Here is a 15,455-nt window from a genome sequence, read left to right as displayed (position 1 = left end):
CCCCAGGCGTTGGCCACTCCAGCCGCACAGCCGGGCGGAGTGAACACAACAACACCACCACGAGGTTGCGATGGCGCATCTGTCCTACTCTCCTCCGAGGAATTTCCACGCCCTTTACCGACAACGTGTATTCCAGTCCCATCAGGCCGTGCGCATGCATGACGCGGCAGCGCGAGAGTTGGCCGACCATAGCCTGACATGGCGTTCGGGCAACGTCGATGCGGCTTTGTACAAGGCACGCGCGCGGCGCCTAACCCTGTTCTCCTTTCGCTATGGTGCAGAGGTCGAAATTGCACCAAGACCGAGCGAGGAGTTCATCGTGGTGCATCATTCGATCAGAGGCGCCGCAGAATTGACCGTTGACGGCCAGTATATGGTATTGCCACAAGGGCGCACCGGCTGGATGGCGCCACGGCGAAATTGGCGCATGCGCTGGGAGGCAGGATGTGAGCAACTTATCCTGAAAATCCCGCGCGACATGATCGAGTCAGATGACGTCGCACCGATCGCACCGCTTGCGACTTTGCCAGCAGGGCTGGATGCGCAGTGGCTGCTGCTAGTCCAGGTGTTGCTGGGTGCGTCGTCCGCACCGACCTGCGCGGGAGAGTCCGCCGCGTGGGTGGAGCATATCGAGCAGGGCTTGGCTTCGCTGCTGCGCGCGGCCAGTTCCTGTAGTTTGCCGCGCGAGTCGAGCGATCGGAACTTCGTTGCGCGCGACCCCATCGCCCGGCTTCAGGCCATGGAAGACTATATGCGTGAGCGCCTTGGGGCGCCTATCGGACTGGCAGACCTATCAGGTGCGGCCGGCGTCAGCGCCCGGGTCCTCCAGCAGACTTGTCAACGTCACCGGCAGATGAGCCCCATGGAGTTGCTACGAGACATGCGCCTGGATGCTGTCCATGCGTGGCTATCCGAGCACCCGAGTGCCAACATCACCGAGACAGCCCTGTTCTACGGATTCGGCCACCTCGGCCGATTCGCCGCCTACTACCGGCAACGCTTCGGAGAGTCACCGCACCAGACGGCGCAGCGTCGGTGTTGCGCTCTCTCCTGACTGCGATATCGCAGCGTCAGTGCATGCCGAACGCTACGGCGTAGCGACGGCCGGTATGTCTCTCGCGAGCACGACTGGTTTGCGCGCTGCAGGATCTGCAGGATGGGCTGCCGCTGTTGCGGGGCCGAACCGTTCGAGGCCTTGGCACCGTCCTTCCAGACCGGCTCAAATCCTTGCTGACCCGCGTGACGGCAACTGGAGTCAATGTTGCCTGACGGATGGGCTGTGGCGTCTTGCCTGGTGTTAGCGAACCGGATTCCCCCATCCATCGCTTCATCGCTTATCTCGGTGCCGCAGACGTGGTGATCCTGATCCTGCCCTTGGTCTATGCCCCATGCTTACGCAGGCGGCGGAGGCAGCCAACACAGCACCTTAGCAGTACCAGCCTGAGAGCGTGTGTGGACGCCCCGGAGTGCCAAGCCCTCAGTTCGTTAAGGCAATGGATCGCGTTGCGGAGCGTCCTCGGCCATGAAGGCAAGCAAGGTACGGCGCAGCAAAGCTCCACTCTTCATCGCTGACATCCGTCTGATACGGCCTTCTTGGCGCCGCTCCAAGGTACGGAATCGCCCAGCCGATCAATTCAACAATTAAGAAAGTACGCGCACGCGCTAAGGCCGGCCGCATGGCATGTCGCCTGGGGTCTTTCTATTTTCACCAGTTTCGGACTCTGGGGATATCCCTTGGATTTTCGCAATCCGGATTCTGATTCATATACATATTCGCGCAGCGGATAGCTGAGATGAGCAGGCGTTCCTAGACTCCATTCAACGCAATGTTGAAAAATGTCCGCTGTCAAGTCTTTGATGCGGACGAGTAGCAGTGCGAAAGGGCTTACGGGGCAATAGGTTAGGCCCAATTCTCGTCGTTGCGTGTCCCGGCCGTTTTTTGAGCCAGGTGCCACATAGGCGCTTTGCGGTGGGAAACGCAGGGGCATCGTGGCGGGCTGAGTCGCATCGCCATCCTAGCCTCCAGGCCATCGCACTCCACCTCCAAAATGCGAAAGCGCAGCCCTTGGGCTGCGCTTTCATTCCTGGTCGATGGTGAAGATGCCAATATGGTCAGGACTGCTTCAGCGGCATGGTCTTAGTGTTTGCGCCCTTCCTGAATCCCCGATCGCCGGCCATGAACGCCTCCAGCATGTGCGGGATCAACTTCTCGGCATCGACAACCTCGCCGTACGCCTGCGCGTGCAGCGCGGCGTAGCGGTCGAGGTCGGCCTTCAAGCTGGCCGGACAAGCAAAGGTCAGCTTGACGCTCTCGGTCTTGGGCAGTGGCCCCAGCCGCAGTTTCTTGGTCGTGTTCATCGCATCGCCCCCCTGTTGAAGAACAGCGGCTGGTATGGCCGCAGCACCAAATCACGGTTGACGATGATCCGTACCGGCAGGCCGGGCCGTTCGGTCAGCGTCGGCTGGATGTTCATGTTGCGCCGGGTCATCTCCTGACCGACCTGGTTCACGCTGTCCTGCAAGCTGCCCTGTCCGGCGATGATGACCCGGTTGCCGTCCTGCCGGTTCTGCGGCGCGGCCAGCTCGGCGCCCACGCCCAGCAGCGTGGTCAACGCCGCACCGGCAAAGACGCGATCCCAATGCCAATCGACTCCATCCTCCAGGCCGGCATAGCCGGCCGGATCGGTGCCCGCCAGGTTGTCGAGCGTGAGCGAAGACGTGTCGGGCAGGATGATGCGGTTCCACACCACTTGCACGCGGCTCTGCCCGTAGCTCACCTGGCTGTTGTATTTGCCCAGGATGCGCGAACCCTGCGGGATCAGCAGGAACTTGCCCGTGGCCGAGTCGTAGACCGGCTCCGTCACCGTGCCGATCACGTCACCCGGCAGGTCGGACTTGATGCCCGTCACCAGCGCGCCAGCGATCACCGTTCCGGCCATCACCTGGTACGGCGAGGCGGGCATTTGCAGATGGCCGGAATTGCGGGTTTCCGTAGAACCGCCTTTCAGGAAAGCCTCTTTCTGGTCTTGCCGGTTTTGCACAGCGGTCGGGTCGGACGCGGACTGTTGAGTTTGGGCCGCCGTCGAGGCCGGCCCGGCGGCGAGCGGGTCGAAGCCCGCCAAGGCGCTGCCCGGCGCAGCCGTGGCGGCTTGGGCTGCGGCAGGCGCTGCGGCCTTGCCCTGCTGGCCCGAGCGGAAGAACACCGTCGAGGCCGCCGCAGCGGCGGCCTCCTTGCGCCGCGCATCCTCCGGGTCGTGGCCCGGCGGCGCATAGGTCGGTGTCACGGGCTGCTGGGACTTCACGATGGCCGGGCCGAGGTCGCCCGGCAGCGGCGGCCCCAGCTCCGGCACCTTCGCCGGCAGCTTGGAGTAGTCCGAAGGCAGGCCGTCCAACCCTTCGGACTTGGACACGCGATCCACGTTGTAAAGCTCGGTCTGTTCGCCCGCGCCGCGCCGATGCGGCTGCAACGACCAGATCGTGGCCCCGAGCACGGCGACCGACAGGCCGCCGGTGAGGATGGCCAGCGTGCGCCGGTTCAGGCGCGTGACCGGACGCGGTTGCGCGCGCAGCGCCATCGCCTCCGGCGCCACCTTGCCGGCCTGCGGCGCGGCATGGTCGGAAATGGGGTCTCCTCGTTTTCAGTGCAATAAGTGACGGTACGCAAAGCTAGCACTGGCGCGGGGGTGGTCTGGGTAGACCGTTGATTTCATTGACTTTCCTGTTCGCTTTGTAAACGGGTATGGTGGCCTCCCACTTTTGAGGTTCACGATGCAGGGTTGGCACACAACGTTTTTGGGGATGCGTGGGCTCCCCCGCGATATCAGCGACTTCGAGATGAAGGCATTTTTCACCTTCGATGGTGCCGAGCGCGACGCAATCAATGCACGCCGAGGTGATTCCCACAAGCTTGGTCTGGCGCTCCATATTGGTTTCCTGCGCATGAGTGGGCGTTTGCTCGGTGCCTTTCGGGTAATTCCAGTAGCCTTGTGGCGCCACCTTGGCAACGAGCTTGGCATTGCAGCACCAGAAGTCGCCTCGCTGAGAGCCATGTATGAACGCGGGCGCACGCTATTCGATCACCAACAAGTAGCCTGCACGGTCCTTGGATTCCAGTGGATGAGCGAGCACCAGCGCCGCTCACTGGTACGTGAACTGCGCGACGAAGTGGCGCGCTGCGCCGACCGCGATCAGCTACTCGTGCGGGCGCGTCAATGGCTGTACAAGAACAAGCTGGTGATCGTGCACGAGCGGGCAATTCGGACACTGATTGCGGCGGCACTTGCCCAGCTTGAAGTTGAAACAGGCACCGCCATCGCCGCCAGCGTTGATCCAGCAACACTTGATCGCTGGCGAGCCTCAGTTTCAGAGCTGCGCCCAGATGGACAAACCCAGCAGAGTTGGCTATGGGCTGCACCGGCGAAACACTCAACCCGCCAAATCAGCGAGGTACTGGAGCGCATCGACCTGCTTTACACGCTGGACGTTCATAAGCACCTGGCAGACATCCCCGATCTCATCTTGCGCCGCTACGCGCGCCGACTTGTCTCCAGGCCGCCCTCAGCCGGAGCCAAGATCAAAGAGCCAGCGCGCACCGTGGAGGTCGCATGCTTTCTTCGGTATTGCCTGTTCACCACCACAGACCAGTTGATCCTTATGGTGCAGCGCCGGATCGCCGATCTGTGGCGTCAGGCTGCCGCCGATGTCCCCGCTACCGTCAATTGGGCCGCAATGTACAAAACGCTGCTCGGCGAACTTGTTGCCTTGAGCGCGCAAGGTGCGGTGCCAGATGCTGAGTTGCGTGCCCGTCTTGAAGCCTTGATCACCGAAACCCAGAAACGCAAACCACCGAGCAGGGCCTCCCTGGTCCGCGAGGGATTGATTGATGGAATTCGCCCCGTGCGGTCGTTGCTCGTCGCCATTGCAAAGCTGCCCTGGCAGGCCACCGGCGAGCATCCTGCCATCGAGTACCTTGCCAAGCTGCAAGCTTTATATCTCAAAGGATCCAGAAAGCTGCCAGTTGAAGTGGTGGCACCAAGTCTGGGAATGATCTGGCAGGTTTCGATCTCCAGCCCAGACCGGGAACGGGCGTTTCAGGCGTTGGAGGTGGCCACCCTGTTTGCCCTGCGCCGCGCGGTGCGCAATGGCTCGGTCTGGATTGAGCACAGCCTGAGCTTTCGGGGTCGTGCGCGCTTGTTCTTCACGGACGAGCGTTGGCAGGCAGAGTCCAAGAAACACTATGCCCGTCTATCGTTACCCAGCAAGGCTGCCACTTTCTTGAAGCCTTTGCTGGCCAGAGTAACTGCCGGTGTCGATGCGGTGGCCGCTGCAGCCCGCAGTGGCGTACTGCGCGTGGATGATGAACTCCATTTGTCGCCATTGCCCGCAGAGGACGAAGACCCAGAAGTGACCAAGCTGCGCGCGGCTTTGGATCACCGCATCGGTGAGGTTCAATTGCCGGAAGTGATTCTGGCCGTTGACGCCCAGGTGCGCTTTAGCTGGATCATGCTCGGACGTGAGCCGCGCTCTACCGACGAGCTGCTGATGGTCTATGCCGGCATCATGGCCCACGGCACCAGTCTGACTGCGGTCGAATGCGCGCGCATGATTCCGCAATTGTCTGCCACCAGCATTCGCCAGGCCATGCGCTGGGCGCGGGACGAACGGCGTCTGAGCCAGGCCTGCCAGGCTGTGCTGGAATTCATGCAGCGACACCCGATTGCCGCCACCTGGGGGCGGTCCGATTTGGCATCTTCTGACATGATGACCATGGAGACCACCAAACGGGTGTGGCAAGCCCGGCTTGATCCTCGGCGCAACACACCTTCCATTGGAATCTACTCCCATGTAAAAGACCGGTGGGGCATCTTCCATGCGCAGCCCTTTGTGCTCAATGAGCGCCAGGCGGGCGTGGCCATTGAAGGTGTCATCCGCCAAGAAAAGCTGGAGACCAGCCAGCTTGCTGTGGATACCCATGGCTACACCGACTTTGCCATGTCACATGCCCGTTTGCTTGGTTTTGATCTTTGCCCGCGGTTGAAGGAACTCAAACAGCGCCACCTCTTTGTGCCACGCGGCACCAAAGTGCCCGCAGAAATCGCTGCGGTGTGCGAAGCCAATGTCGACGTCGCTTTGATCGAAAAGCATTGGGATAGTCTGGTGCACCTGGCAGCCTCGGTCATGAGCGGACATGCCAGTGCGGTGGCAGCTCTTGCGCGGTTCGGTTCTGCCGCCCAGGGCGATCCAATCTATGAGGCTGGCGTGCAATTGGGGCGGTTGCTGCGTACGGCGTTTTTGGCTGACTACTTTGTCAAGGACGCTTTCAGGAACGAGTTGCGCCGGGTGCTCAATCGGGGCGAGGCTGTTAACGCCCTCAAGCGCGCCATTTATACCGGCCGGATCAGCCCGGCGCAGGCCAAACGTGTCGATGAAATGCAGGCTGTGGCCGATGCGTTGAGCCTGATGGCCAACATCGTGATGGCGTGGAATACCTCACAGATGCAGGCGGTCCTGGATCGCTGGTCGAACCGCCGCCAGGTCATTCCACCGGAACTGATCGGGAAGATTGCGCCCACCAGGCTGGAGAGCATCAACTTGCGGGGTGTGTTTCGCTTCCCGGTTGACCGCTATGCTGACCAAATCCTGCCTTCGCGGCCAAATGCATCGATAACTGGCACCAATGGATGAAACCGACCACGGTTTGACGCCACGAATCGCAGATTTGAAAGTGAACAGGAAAGTCAATGAAATCAACGATCTACCAACACCACCTCCGCGCCAGTGCTAGCTTTTCGTACCGTCACTTATTGCACTGAAAACGAGGAGACCCCTCACCGGGCCGGTGGCCCTCGCCGCTGGGCTTTGCGGCCCTGACGGGCCTTCCTGGCCCGTTTCCGGGGCCTTCCCTGCCCTGCCCCACCGGCGCGGCCGTTGTGGACAGTTTCGGGACAAGTCGGCCGAGGCCGGCCGGCGCAGCCCTGACGTTGACACTTGAGGGGCAGCGGGGCCGGCGCGATGTTGACACTTGGGGGGCAGCGGCCGATTTCGGCCTGGTCGAGCCGTCCAGGCGGCCGCCGAGGCGGCCTAAGTGCCTGATCGGCATGGAGTTATCCACCGAAGTTGTGGATAACCCTGTTAGGAACCCTGCCCCGGTATTGACACTTGAGGGGCGGCCCTACTGACACTTGAGGGGCGCGGTTCTTGACACTTGAGGGGCAGCGTATTGACACATGGGGGGCTTATCCATTGACACTTGAGGGGCGGCCTCTTCGCGCTTTTCCTTGGCGTGACAACGGTTTACGCGCGTTTTTCGGTCATGCTAACCAGGTTTTTAACCGTCTTTATAACCTTTTTATATAACCAGGTAGTTTTAACCAGAGGCTGGCGAAAAAAACGGCAACACGGCCCAAGCTACCGCGCAGCATGACCGGCCGCCGAAGGGGGGAAACCCCCCTTCTCGATCCCACCCGGCCGCAAGCGGCCTCCCATCCCCCCAGGGGCTACGCCCCTCGGCCGCCTTGCGGCCTCACCCCACAATGGAGCGCCTTCGGCGCTACGGCTTAGGAGAGCCAGGCGCAAGCGCCTGGCGGAAGGCAGTAAGTTCGAGAGCTTGCGAGGGGGCAAAGCCCCCTCACACTCCCCAACCAGGTCGCCGCGGTTCGACCGGCCGCGCGATCCTCAAGCATCGCAGCAGCTCCACCGCCGCAGGTTTTACGCCAAGGAAGGGGGTCGGCCAGCTCGGCCGGTGGCGCGGAAAGCGCCCCTCAAGTGTCAATGAAACGTGAGACGCGGGGCCAGGCCCGCGCCGATCACAAGCCGAGTTCGGAGTGAGAGCCGAGGCGCACCAGGCGCAGCGTGTCGGCGTCGGGCTTCTGGTAGATCAGCACCAGGTCGGGCTTGACGTGGCAATCCCGGTGATCCTTCCAGTCCCCGGTCAGCGCGTGGTCGCGGTGCCGAGGTTCCAGCGGCTGGTCGTCGGCGAGCGCGACCAGGACGGGCACCAGGTCGGCGTCGAGCGTGGCCCGGTGCTGCCCTTTCGCCTCGCGCTTGTAGTCGCGCTTGAACTGGCCGGTGCGCTCAATCTGCCGCATGCAGATCGGCCATCAGATCGTTGACGGTGGCGAAGCGCGGCAGCTTGCCCTTGCGGGCTTCCTTCATCGCCTCGATGGTGGTGGCGTTCGGAATCAGCGGCTCGAAGGGCAGCGCCTTGTCCTGGGCCACCTTCGTGAGCAGCAGCCGCACCGCGTCGGACACGGTAAGGCCCATCGCGGCCAGGACGGCCGCCGCTTCTTCCTTGATCGCGCCGTCGATGCGCGTTTGTACGAGCTGGTTTGCAGCCATGATTGGTTCTCCGGTTGGGTTCGTGAATTACATTGTAATGCACGCCAAGGGAAAGGGCAAGGTTTAGCGGCTAAAACGTTTAGCTAAAGTGCTTGACGATTAGGACATTTTGCCCTAATATAGCACTTGAAGGCCGGGCATTTCGCCCAGGTCAACTACCGGAGAAAGTCCGATGAACACCCAAGAGCAACCCGTTACCGCTTCCCTGGTCGCCGAGGCCCAGCGCCTCGACTTCCTGCCCGCCTACTTCGGCCCGCGTCTGATGATGCGCGGCGAGGCCCTGGTGTATGCCTGGCTTCGCCGGCTCTGCGAACGCTACAGCGGCGCGTATTGGCACTACTACACCTTGTCGGACGGCGGTTTTTACATGGCCCCCGACCTGGCCGACCGCCTGGAGATCGAGGTGGACGGCAACGGCTTCCGAGGCGAGTTGTCGGCCGACGCCGCCGGCATTGTCGCAACCCTGTTCGCGCTGGGTCAGCTCGCGGCCGAGGCCGCCGACACGGACGCCGGCGATGCCCTGATCGACCGCTATCACTTCCTGCGCGGCTTCGCAGCCAGCCACGCCGAGGCGGCCGCGATCTACCGGGCTATTGACTGATGAGGGGCGGCCCCGGCTTCGGCCGGGGCTTCCAGGAGGCGACCATGACCAGGAACAACGCTCCCCAGGCACCGACGAACAGCTACGCGACGGACGGCAAGTGCCACAACGCCGAGCCGGGCACCTACGGCCACGAATGCGGCAAGCCGGCCGCATGGATCGGCACGAACCACAAGGGGTTCAGCTCGGGATTCTGCGACGACTGCAAGCGCCACGGCTACGAAGCCCGCGACGTGATCGCGTGGCGGCGTGCTGACACTTGAGGGGCCGGCCGATGGCGAAGAAACGCAAGACGCCGGCCCAGCCGGGCCAGGACTGGAACGCGCCGGCGGCCGAGCTGCTGGCCGAGCTGCCCACCGACCGCGACGAGCTGCTGGCCGCCGCCGTGGCGGCCGTGGTGGAGATCGACGCGGCGATCATGCGCGGTGACGGTGCGGCCGCCGAGGCGGCCAGCGACCGATACGAGGCCGTCATCTGGAAGATGAACGGCGGAACGCACGTGGGCAGCATGGCCGACCACGACGCGCCCGGCCAGGTCATCGAGCGCCATTGCGCGGCGGTGCCTGGCGACGTGCCCTTGTGGGGCCAGCGCGGCCAGTTCCTGGTCGCGGATGGCGACATGCGCGCCCTGGTGGAGTACGAGGCCGGCTACGGCGGGCCGCTGGGTGCCCACTTCCAGTTCCACGTCATCGACCTGGACAGGCCGTTTATCTCCGAAACGGGCTACCGCTCGCACTTCGACACGGCGCAGGGCTGCATGACGGTGGACGAGGTTGCGCGCGGCATCCTGGCTGCGCAGCGAGCCGAGAAGAAGCGCCCGGTGATGGTCGAGGCCAGCTACCGCGACCGCCTGGCCGATGCTCCCCTGCCCGCTTGGCTGGCCGGCTTGGAGCCGCCGGCGCGGCGCGCACCGGCGACCGTCCTGGTGCCGCCGGGGTTCGTCCTGGTCGATGTGGTGCTGCCCTCGCATCGGGCCTTCATCGCCAGGCGCTGGGCGGCCGAGGCCGCGACCAGGATCAAGGCGGCCAGGGCCGCCGGGTTGGACGCCAAGGGAAAAATCACCGGCGCAGGCCCGGAGCGAGATCCCGCATCGCCAGAAACGACGATGACCTGCAGCATCGTCAAAGCCGACGATGCCGAGCCGGGCGAGGGCGGGCCTGTATCGCCGGAAACAACGATGCCGCGAGCGAGCGCGGCAACCTGCAGCATCGCCAGGAATGGCGATGGAGGCCCGGCCGACCTGGTGGAGTTCAAGCCCGGCCAGCGGTGCGAGATCGTGAGCGTCCATCACCCGGTTTTCGACCGCTACATCGGCAAGCGCATCATCATCGTGAAGGTGCATCCCGACACCCGCCAGGTGTGGGCGCACGACGACAGGCCGGTAACGTACAAGACCAATCGCGCAGGCCGGCGCGTGGTCGATTCAGACCCGAGCTGCATCCAGTCGATCTACGGCTTCGACCAGTTGCGGCTTATCACTTGACCAGGAGAACGAACGAATGACGAACGACGCCAATATCCGGCTGGAGTGCTTGAAGCCGGCCGAACGCTGGGCGCAACCGACCGGCGAGGAAGTCCGAGAGGTGCTGCGCCTGGCCGGGTTCAGCGGCAGCAAGGCCGCGAAGGCGCTGGGGCTGGGCGCGAAGGGCGACCGCACGATCCGCCGCTGGATCGGCGAGGACACCCCGATTCCCTATGCGGCATGGGCGATCCTGTGCGACCAGGCCGGGCTGGGCGTGATCTGGAAAGAGGATTGACGCCAAGGGAAAGGTTTTAGCGGCTAAAGTTTAGCCTTCGGATTCCGGTAAAGCGAAAAAAGTTTAGCTAAAGTGCTTGACAGGTTAGGGCATTTTGCCCTAATATAGCACTTGAAGGCCGGGCACATTGCCCAGGTCAACTACCGGAGAAAGTCCGATGAGCGACAACAAGATTATGCCCTGGATTGACGAGCTGGAGGGCGCGGCAGCGACCGACTTCCCGGCCCGCCGTGACGAGATCGCGGCCATGATGGCCGAGGCGGCCGAGCTGGTGTGCAAAGCCGAGGAACTGCGCGGCAAGGCGTACTTCGCCGGATGCTCCCTGGAGGGGCAGGCCAAGGGCCATTGGTCGATGGAAGCCGTCGAGCAGGCCAAGCGCCGGGCCGGCTGGTAAGAGCACATGGCCCGGTCGGCAACGGCCGGGCCTATCGAGGACGCCAAGAAGGAGTATTGCGTGAGCCGAGGCAAGATCAAGGGCGGCCCCAGGTGGAGGAACGCCCCGGAGTGATCCGGGGCGCTTGGCCTGGTGCTGGCACACCGTAACCATGCTTCCGAGTGGGAGCACCCAGCATTCAACACGTAAGCGCGTGGAGGGTCAAGCTATGTCCAACATCATCAAGTTCCCCAAGGAGATCGAGCAGCCCGCCGCGCCCGCGCCGGTGGAGCCTGCCGCCGCGTCTGCTGCCCCCAACAAGGCCCCCGGTGCTGGCCTGCTGGCCGGCCTGGTCAAGTTCGTATGGGTGGCGACCGTGCTGGTCTGGCCGATCCTCAAGTGGGTGCTGTCGATTGCCACCTTCTTCCAGTTCGTGCGGATGCTCTACCACTGGAACACGCCTGGCGTGTATGCCGGTTGGTCGTTCCTGGCGTACTTCGCGGTGCTGACCGCGATCACCTACTTCGTTTCGATCTACAAGCCGAAGGGGCTTTGACATGAAAAAACAGACCCTACCCTACCCGCCGGGATTCGTGGAGCCGAACACCGGCCGGGTGGCCGTCCTGGTGCGCGAGTACGCGGCCAGCGACTTGAACGGCGATGCGCCGGCCTATTGGTACAGCGCGCAATCCGAGGAATGGGGCCTTGACCCCTGGCGACTGGTGGAAGGCGTCGATCCGCACACCGCCGGCGGTCAGTTCGACGTGTGCTTTGCCAACGGTTCGAGCCGCACGGTCGGCCCGCTGATGACGTTCTTCATGAGTGCCGCTGACGCGGCCAGGTTGAACGCCAAGAAAGAAGATCACGCGCCCATTTTTAGCCGCTAAAACGCTTGACGCGGGCGGCGAGTTTAGCTAAACTTCTGCACATGGTCGGCGGCTGGCACCGCCTTTTGTTCAACAACCGGGTGTGGAGTTTATATGGGTGTTCTCCATGAAGAAACGGCTAACCGAAGCCCAATTCCAGGCGGCGATCAAGGGCCTGGAGATCGGGCAACAGACCATCGACATAGCGCGCGGCGTGCTGGTCGATGGAAGGCCCCAGGCCGAGTTTGTGGCCTCGCTGGGGCTGACCAAGGGGGCGGTATCGCAAGCGGTCAGCCGCGTGTGGGCAGTGGCGGGGGAAGTGCTCCCGCAGGGCTTCGAGCGGGTGACGGCGGTACTGCCGGAGCATCAAGCGTTCATCGTCAAGCGTTGGGAAGCCGACGCCAAGGGAAAGAGGAAACAGGAACCCAACTCATGAAAACACTGGTCACGGCAATTCAGAAAGGCGGTCAAGGCAAGACGTTCGCAACCTGCCACCTGGCGTTCGACTTCCAGGAGCGCGGCCTTCGGGTTGCAGTGATCGACCTGGACACCCAGGGCAATGCGAGCTGGACGCTGGCCGGCCACGACTCGGGCTATCCCGCCAGTCGCATGTTCACCGCCGGCGGCGACGAGCTGCGCGCCTGGTTCGCTGACCGGGAGGATGACGGCCTGGCGCTGATCGCGGCAGACGCCAACCTGGCGAACCTGGACAAGATGGAGCTTTCCCAGGCGGCCGCCGCGCTGCGGGCCAGTGTGGCCGCGCTGGGCGAGTTCTTCGACGTGTGCCTGATCGACACGGCCCCCTCCCTTGGCGTCGCCATGACGGCGGCCGTGCTGACGGCCGACTACATGCTGTCGCCCATCGAAATGGAGGCGTACAGCTTGCAGGGCATGAAGAAGATGGTCGCGGTCATCAGCAACCTGCGCAAGCAGAACCCCAAGCTGCGCTTCCTCGGCATGGTGCCGAACAAGGTGGACGCGCGGAAGCCGCGCCACGTCAACAACCTGGCGACGTTGCAGCAGGCATACCCGCAGCTCATCTTGCCGTTCAGCATCGGCGCGCGTGACAGCATCGCCGAGGCGCTGGGCGAGCAGATGCCGGTGTGGAAGATCAAGAAGACCGCCGCGCGGAAGGCCACCCAGGAGGTGCGTGCGCTGGCGGATTACGTGTTCACGAAGATGGAGATCGCGCAATGAGCGCCAAGACCAACGCCAAGAAGAAGGAGCAGGACAAGCCGCAATCGTCCGGGCTGGGCCTGGACGGGCTGGGCGACCTGGCCGGCCTGCTGAACGAGCAGCCGGCGGCCAACGCCGGCGGCGCAGGCCCGCAGGAGCTGCCGCTTGACCTGATCGACGAAGACCCGCACCAGCCGCGCACGGCCGACAACCCCGGCTTCTCGCCGGAGAGCATCGCGGAGATCGGCGAGACGATCAAAGCGCGCGGCGTGAAGTCGCCCATCAGCGTGCGCGAGAACCCGGACGCACCGGGGCGCTACCTCATCAACCACGGCGCGCGGCGCTATCGCGGCTCGAAGTGGGCGCACAAGACCACGATCCCGGCCTTCATCGACAACGACTACAACGAGGCCGACCAGGTTATCGAGAACCTGCAACGCAACGAGCTGACGGCGCGTGAGATCGCCGACTTCATCGGCCGCGAGCTGGCGAAGGGCAAGAAGAAGGGCGAGATCGCCAAGGAGATCGGCAAGTCGCCGGCCTTCGTCACGCAGCACGTCACGCTGCTGGACTTGCCCGAACCCATTGCCGAGGCGTTCAATAGCGGCCGGGGCAAGGACGTGACTGTCATCAACGAGCTGGTGACGGCCTACAAGAAGAACCCCGACGAGGTGGCCGCCTGGCTGGCCGACGACAGCCAGGAGCTGACGCGCGGCTCGGTGAAGCTGCTGCGCGAGTTCCTGGAGGACAAGCGCAGTCACGAGGACGGCGACCGTGATCCCAACACCGTCGATGCGCTGACCGGCAAGACCGACGCCGAGGCCGGCGACGGCGAGCAGGGGCCGCAGGATGATGACGCCAAGGGGAAGAAGGAGCCGAAGGAGGCCGACCCCGACAAGCTCAAGAAGGCCATCATCCAGGTCAAGCACGACGACCGGCCGGCACGGCTGATCCTCAACCGCCGGCCCCCGGCCGAGGGCTGGGCCTGGCTCAAATACGAGGATGACGGCCAGGAGTTCGAGGCCGACCTTGGCACCGTGCAGCTTGTCGCGCTGCTGGAGGGCTGACACGCCCAGCGCCGGGCATCGCCGACCACCGACCCCCACCCATCGCCCCGCCATCGAGCGGGGCTTTTTTTGCCCGCGTTTTAGCCGCTAAAAAAAGTTCAGCTAAACCGCTTGCGTAGTGTTGTATGTTGTAGTATGCTTCACGCTACAACATACAACCGGCCAAAGGAGGCCCGACATGGCGATCTCGAAGGAGCAGATATTTGCGGTGGCCGACGAACTGGACGCGGCCGGCCAGAACCCCACGCTGGCGAACGTGCGCAAGCAGCTCGGCAGCGGCAGCTTCACCACCATCAGCGAGGCGATGAACGAGTGGCGCGCACGCAAGGCCAGCCAGGCCGCCCCGATCCGCGAGCCGGCACCGCAGGCGATCACTGACAAGCTGGCCGAGCTGGGCGGCGACTTGTGGGCCGTGGCGCTGGAAATGGCGAACAACCGCCTGGCCGCCGAGCGCGAGGCGCTGGAGGCCGTGCGCCAGGAGACGGAAGCAGCGCGCCAGGAAGCCGCAGAGCTGGCCGACCAGCTCACCGGCGAGCTGGACGAGGCCAAGGCCCGCATCGCGGCCCTGGAGGCCGTCGAGGCGGCCGCCAAGGGCGAGGCCGACGAGCTGCGCGGCAAGCTCGCGGCGACCAGCGAGCGCGCGGCCACGGCCGAGGCCAGGGCCGGCGAGCTGCGCACGGAGCTGGATCACGCCCATCAGGAAGCCCGCCAGGCGCGCGCAGAGCGCGACAAGGCCCAGGAGAGGGCCACGGCCAGCGCCGACCAGGTGGAGGCCCTGCGGGCCGACCTCGCGGCCGCGAACAGCCGTACCGCCGAGATCGAGCGCCGCGCCGGCGAGCTGCGTGCCGACCTGGAGCGGGCGAACCAGGCGACCGACCAGGCGCGCGCCGCTCAGGCCGAGCAGCGGAAGGCCACCGAGGCGGCCGCCGCCGAGCGCGACCAGGTGCGCGCGGAGCTGGTGAAGGTGCAGGCCAAGGCCGAGGCGGCCGAGCAGGCCCACCAGGAGCAGCGCAAGGCGATGGCGGCCGAGGCACACCGCCAGGCCGAGCGGCTGACCGCCGCCCAGGGCGAGCGCGACCAGGCGAAGCGCGACGCTGCCCAGGCCCGCGAGGAAGCGGCCGGGCTTCGCGGCCGGCTGGAGGCCCTGGAAACCGTCATGGCGCAAGGCCGGGCGGCCGATCCGACCAGCGGCGGACGCAAAAAGACCTGATAAATCGGTTGGTTTTCCTTAAAATTACCCTGGAACCCTGACAAAACGCACAACCCGGCCGCTGGGAA

The 15,455-nt window shown here is 64.3% G+C and carries 17 protein-coding genes; 13 read left to right on the top strand and 4 right to left on the bottom strand.

Annotated features, from left to right (window positions below; genetic code table 11):
* Positions 1–70: 70 nt before the first annotated feature.
* On the top strand, positions 71–1,054 hold the full coding sequence (locus ABNX08_RS42830) for an AraC family transcriptional regulator (RefSeq protein WP_063599756.1): 984 nt from the start codon (positions 71–73) through the stop codon (positions 1,052–1,054).
* Between the two features lie 1,058 nt (positions 1,055–2,112).
* Here the strand turns inward: ABNX08_RS42830 and ABNX08_RS42825 are convergent.
* Both ABNX08_RS42825 and ABNX08_RS42820 read right to left on the bottom strand, forming a co-directional pair.
* Positions 2,113–2,358 (bottom strand): DUF2274 domain-containing protein, encoded by a 246-nt coding sequence (locus tag ABNX08_RS42825; RefSeq protein ID WP_046196295.1) that lies wholly within the window; start codon positions 2,356–2,358, stop codon positions 2,113–2,115.
* Positions 2,355–3,575, bottom strand: a complete 1,221-nt coding sequence (locus tag ABNX08_RS42820) for a TrbI/VirB10 family protein (RefSeq protein ID WP_349609823.1) — start codon at positions 3,573–3,575, stop codon at positions 2,355–2,357. Before ABNX08_RS42820 ends, ABNX08_RS42825 begins: the two co-directional genes overlap by 4 nt.
* Before the next feature lie 193 nt (positions 3,576–3,768).
* Here ABNX08_RS42820 and ABNX08_RS42815 point away from each other — a divergent pair, with 193 nt between their 5' ends.
* Positions 3,769–6,684 carry a Tn3-like element IS1071 family transposase gene (locus ABNX08_RS42815; protein ID WP_003158660.1) on the top strand — a complete coding sequence of 972 codons (2,916 nt, stop codon included), beginning with the start codon at positions 3,769–3,771 and terminating at the stop codon, positions 6,682–6,684.
* A gap of 1,121 nt (positions 6,685–7,805) precedes the next feature.
* On the opposite strand, the gene ABNX08_RS42810 is transcribed toward ABNX08_RS42815, so the two are convergent.
* Entirely contained in the window at positions 7,806–8,087 is a 282-nt protein-coding gene (locus ABNX08_RS42810) for a type II toxin-antitoxin system YafQ family toxin (RefSeq protein WP_011114071.1), read from the bottom strand.
* Positions 8,074–8,337, bottom strand: a complete 264-nt coding sequence (locus ABNX08_RS42805) for a type II toxin-antitoxin system RelB/DinJ family antitoxin (RefSeq protein ID WP_011114070.1) — start codon at positions 8,335–8,337, stop codon at positions 8,074–8,076. Before ABNX08_RS42805 ends, ABNX08_RS42810 begins: the two co-directional genes overlap by 14 nt.
* A gap of 172 nt (positions 8,338–8,509) precedes the next feature.
* On the opposite strand from ABNX08_RS42805, the gene ABNX08_RS42800 reads away from it, so the two are divergent.
* The 11 genes from ABNX08_RS42800 to ABNX08_RS42750 all read left to right on the top strand — a co-directional run bounded on the left by ABNX08_RS42800 (position 8,510) and on the right by ABNX08_RS42750 (position 15,387).
* Positions 8,510–8,938, top strand: a complete 429-nt coding sequence (locus tag ABNX08_RS42800) for an antirestriction protein (RefSeq protein WP_011114069.1) — start codon at positions 8,510–8,512, stop codon at positions 8,936–8,938.
* A 44-nt stretch (positions 8,939–8,982) separates the two neighbouring features.
* The gene (locus tag ABNX08_RS42795) at positions 8,983–9,201 is read left to right on the top strand and encodes a hypothetical protein (protein ID WP_012478187.1); all 219 of its coding nucleotides are present in this window, start codon (positions 8,983–8,985) and stop codon (positions 9,199–9,201) included.
* A gap of 11 nt (positions 9,202–9,212) precedes the next feature.
* Positions 9,213–10,421: a hypothetical protein gene (locus tag ABNX08_RS42790; protein ID WP_011114068.1), complete on the top strand. Its 1,209-nt coding sequence runs from the start codon at positions 9,213–9,215 to the stop codon at positions 10,419–10,421.
* A 16-nt stretch (positions 10,422–10,437) separates the two neighbouring features.
* On the top strand, positions 10,438–10,695 hold the full coding sequence (gene korC / locus ABNX08_RS42785; protein ID WP_011114067.1) for a transcriptional repressor KorC: 258 nt from the start codon (positions 10,438–10,440) through the stop codon (positions 10,693–10,695).
* A gap of 157 nt (positions 10,696–10,852) precedes the next feature.
* Positions 10,853–11,089 (top strand): stable inheritance protein KleA, encoded by a 237-nt coding sequence (gene kleA / locus ABNX08_RS42780; protein ID WP_011114066.1) that lies wholly within the window; start codon positions 10,853–10,855, stop codon positions 11,087–11,089.
* Between the two features lie 208 nt (positions 11,090–11,297).
* Positions 11,298–11,624 (top strand): KleE stable inheritance protein, encoded by a 327-nt coding sequence (gene kleE, locus ABNX08_RS42775; protein ID WP_011114065.1) that lies wholly within the window; start codon positions 11,298–11,300, stop codon positions 11,622–11,624.
* A gap of 1 nt (position 11,625) precedes the next feature.
* Positions 11,626–11,955: a DUF2761 domain-containing protein gene (locus ABNX08_RS42770; protein WP_011114064.1), complete on the top strand. Its 330-nt coding sequence runs from the start codon at positions 11,626–11,628 to the stop codon at positions 11,953–11,955.
* Between the two features lie 106 nt (positions 11,956–12,061).
* On the top strand, positions 12,062–12,370 hold the full coding sequence (locus ABNX08_RS42765) for a transcriptional regulator KorA (RefSeq protein ID WP_011114062.1): 309 nt from the start codon (positions 12,062–12,064) through the stop codon (positions 12,368–12,370).
* The gene (locus tag ABNX08_RS42760; RefSeq protein ID WP_011114061.1) at positions 12,367–13,131 is read left to right on the top strand and encodes a ParA family protein; all 765 of its coding nucleotides are present in this window, start codon (positions 12,367–12,369) and stop codon (positions 13,129–13,131) included. The genes ABNX08_RS42765 and ABNX08_RS42760 overlap by 4 nt, the downstream gene beginning before the upstream one ends.
* Positions 13,128–14,177, top strand: a complete 1,050-nt coding sequence (locus ABNX08_RS42755) for a ParB/RepB/Spo0J family partition protein (RefSeq protein WP_011114060.1) — start codon at positions 13,128–13,130, stop codon at positions 14,175–14,177. Before ABNX08_RS42760 ends, ABNX08_RS42755 begins: the two co-directional genes overlap by 4 nt.
* A gap of 178 nt (positions 14,178–14,355) precedes the next feature.
* Positions 14,356–15,387, top strand: coding sequence for a DNA-binding protein (locus ABNX08_RS42750; protein WP_011114059.1), 1,032 nt, complete (start codon positions 14,356–14,358; stop codon positions 15,385–15,387).
* The last annotated feature ends 68 nt before the right edge of the window (positions 15,388–15,455 follow it).

Source organism: Cupriavidus sp. DF5525 (assembly GCF_040149425.2).
GTDB classification, from domain to species: Bacteria; Pseudomonadota; Gammaproteobacteria; order Burkholderiales; family Burkholderiaceae; genus Cupriavidus; species Cupriavidus pickettii_A.
The sequence above is the reverse complement of the archived record's forward strand: the minus strand, read 5'-3'. Positions and strand labels throughout refer to the sequence as shown.

Excerpts from the sequence above, each read along its gene's own strand:
- ABNX08_RS42830 (WP_063599756.1), top strand. The coding sequence starts at position 71 with ATGGCGCATCTGTCCTACTCTCCTCCGAGGAATTTCCACGCCCTTTAC.
- ABNX08_RS42825 (WP_046196295.1), bottom strand. The coding sequence starts at position 2,358 with ATGAACACGACCAAGAAACTGCGGCTGGGGCCACTGCCCAAGACCGAG.
- ABNX08_RS42820 (WP_349609823.1), bottom strand. The coding sequence starts at position 3,575 with ATGGCGCTGCGCGCGCAACCGCGTCCGGTCACGCGCCTGAACCGGCGC.
- ABNX08_RS42815 (WP_003158660.1), top strand. The coding sequence starts at position 3,769 with ATGCAGGGTTGGCACACAACGTTTTTGGGGATGCGTGGGCTCCCCCGC.
- ABNX08_RS42810 (WP_011114071.1), bottom strand. The coding sequence starts at position 8,087 with ATGCGGCAGATTGAGCGCACCGGCCAGTTCAAGCGCGACTACAAGCGC.
- ABNX08_RS42805 (WP_011114070.1), bottom strand. The coding sequence starts at position 8,337 with ATGGCTGCAAACCAGCTCGTACAAACGCGCATCGACGGCGCGATCAAG.
- ABNX08_RS42800 (WP_011114069.1), top strand. The coding sequence starts at position 8,510 with ATGAACACCCAAGAGCAACCCGTTACCGCTTCCCTGGTCGCCGAGGCC.
- ABNX08_RS42795 (WP_012478187.1), top strand. The coding sequence starts at position 8,983 with ATGACCAGGAACAACGCTCCCCAGGCACCGACGAACAGCTACGCGACG.
- ABNX08_RS42790 (WP_011114068.1), top strand. The coding sequence starts at position 9,213 with ATGGCGAAGAAACGCAAGACGCCGGCCCAGCCGGGCCAGGACTGGAAC.
- korC (WP_011114067.1), top strand. The coding sequence starts at position 10,438 with ATGACGAACGACGCCAATATCCGGCTGGAGTGCTTGAAGCCGGCCGAA.
- kleA (WP_011114066.1), top strand. The coding sequence starts at position 10,853 with ATGAGCGACAACAAGATTATGCCCTGGATTGACGAGCTGGAGGGCGCG.
- kleE (WP_011114065.1), top strand. The coding sequence starts at position 11,298 with ATGTCCAACATCATCAAGTTCCCCAAGGAGATCGAGCAGCCCGCCGCG.
- ABNX08_RS42770 (WP_011114064.1), top strand. The coding sequence starts at position 11,626 with ATGAAAAAACAGACCCTACCCTACCCGCCGGGATTCGTGGAGCCGAAC.
- ABNX08_RS42765 (WP_011114062.1), top strand. The coding sequence starts at position 12,062 with ATGAAGAAACGGCTAACCGAAGCCCAATTCCAGGCGGCGATCAAGGGC.
- ABNX08_RS42760 (WP_011114061.1), top strand. The coding sequence starts at position 12,367 with ATGAAAACACTGGTCACGGCAATTCAGAAAGGCGGTCAAGGCAAGACG.
- ABNX08_RS42755 (WP_011114060.1), top strand. The coding sequence starts at position 13,128 with ATGAGCGCCAAGACCAACGCCAAGAAGAAGGAGCAGGACAAGCCGCAA.
- ABNX08_RS42750 (WP_011114059.1), top strand. The coding sequence starts at position 14,356 with ATGGCGATCTCGAAGGAGCAGATATTTGCGGTGGCCGACGAACTGGAC.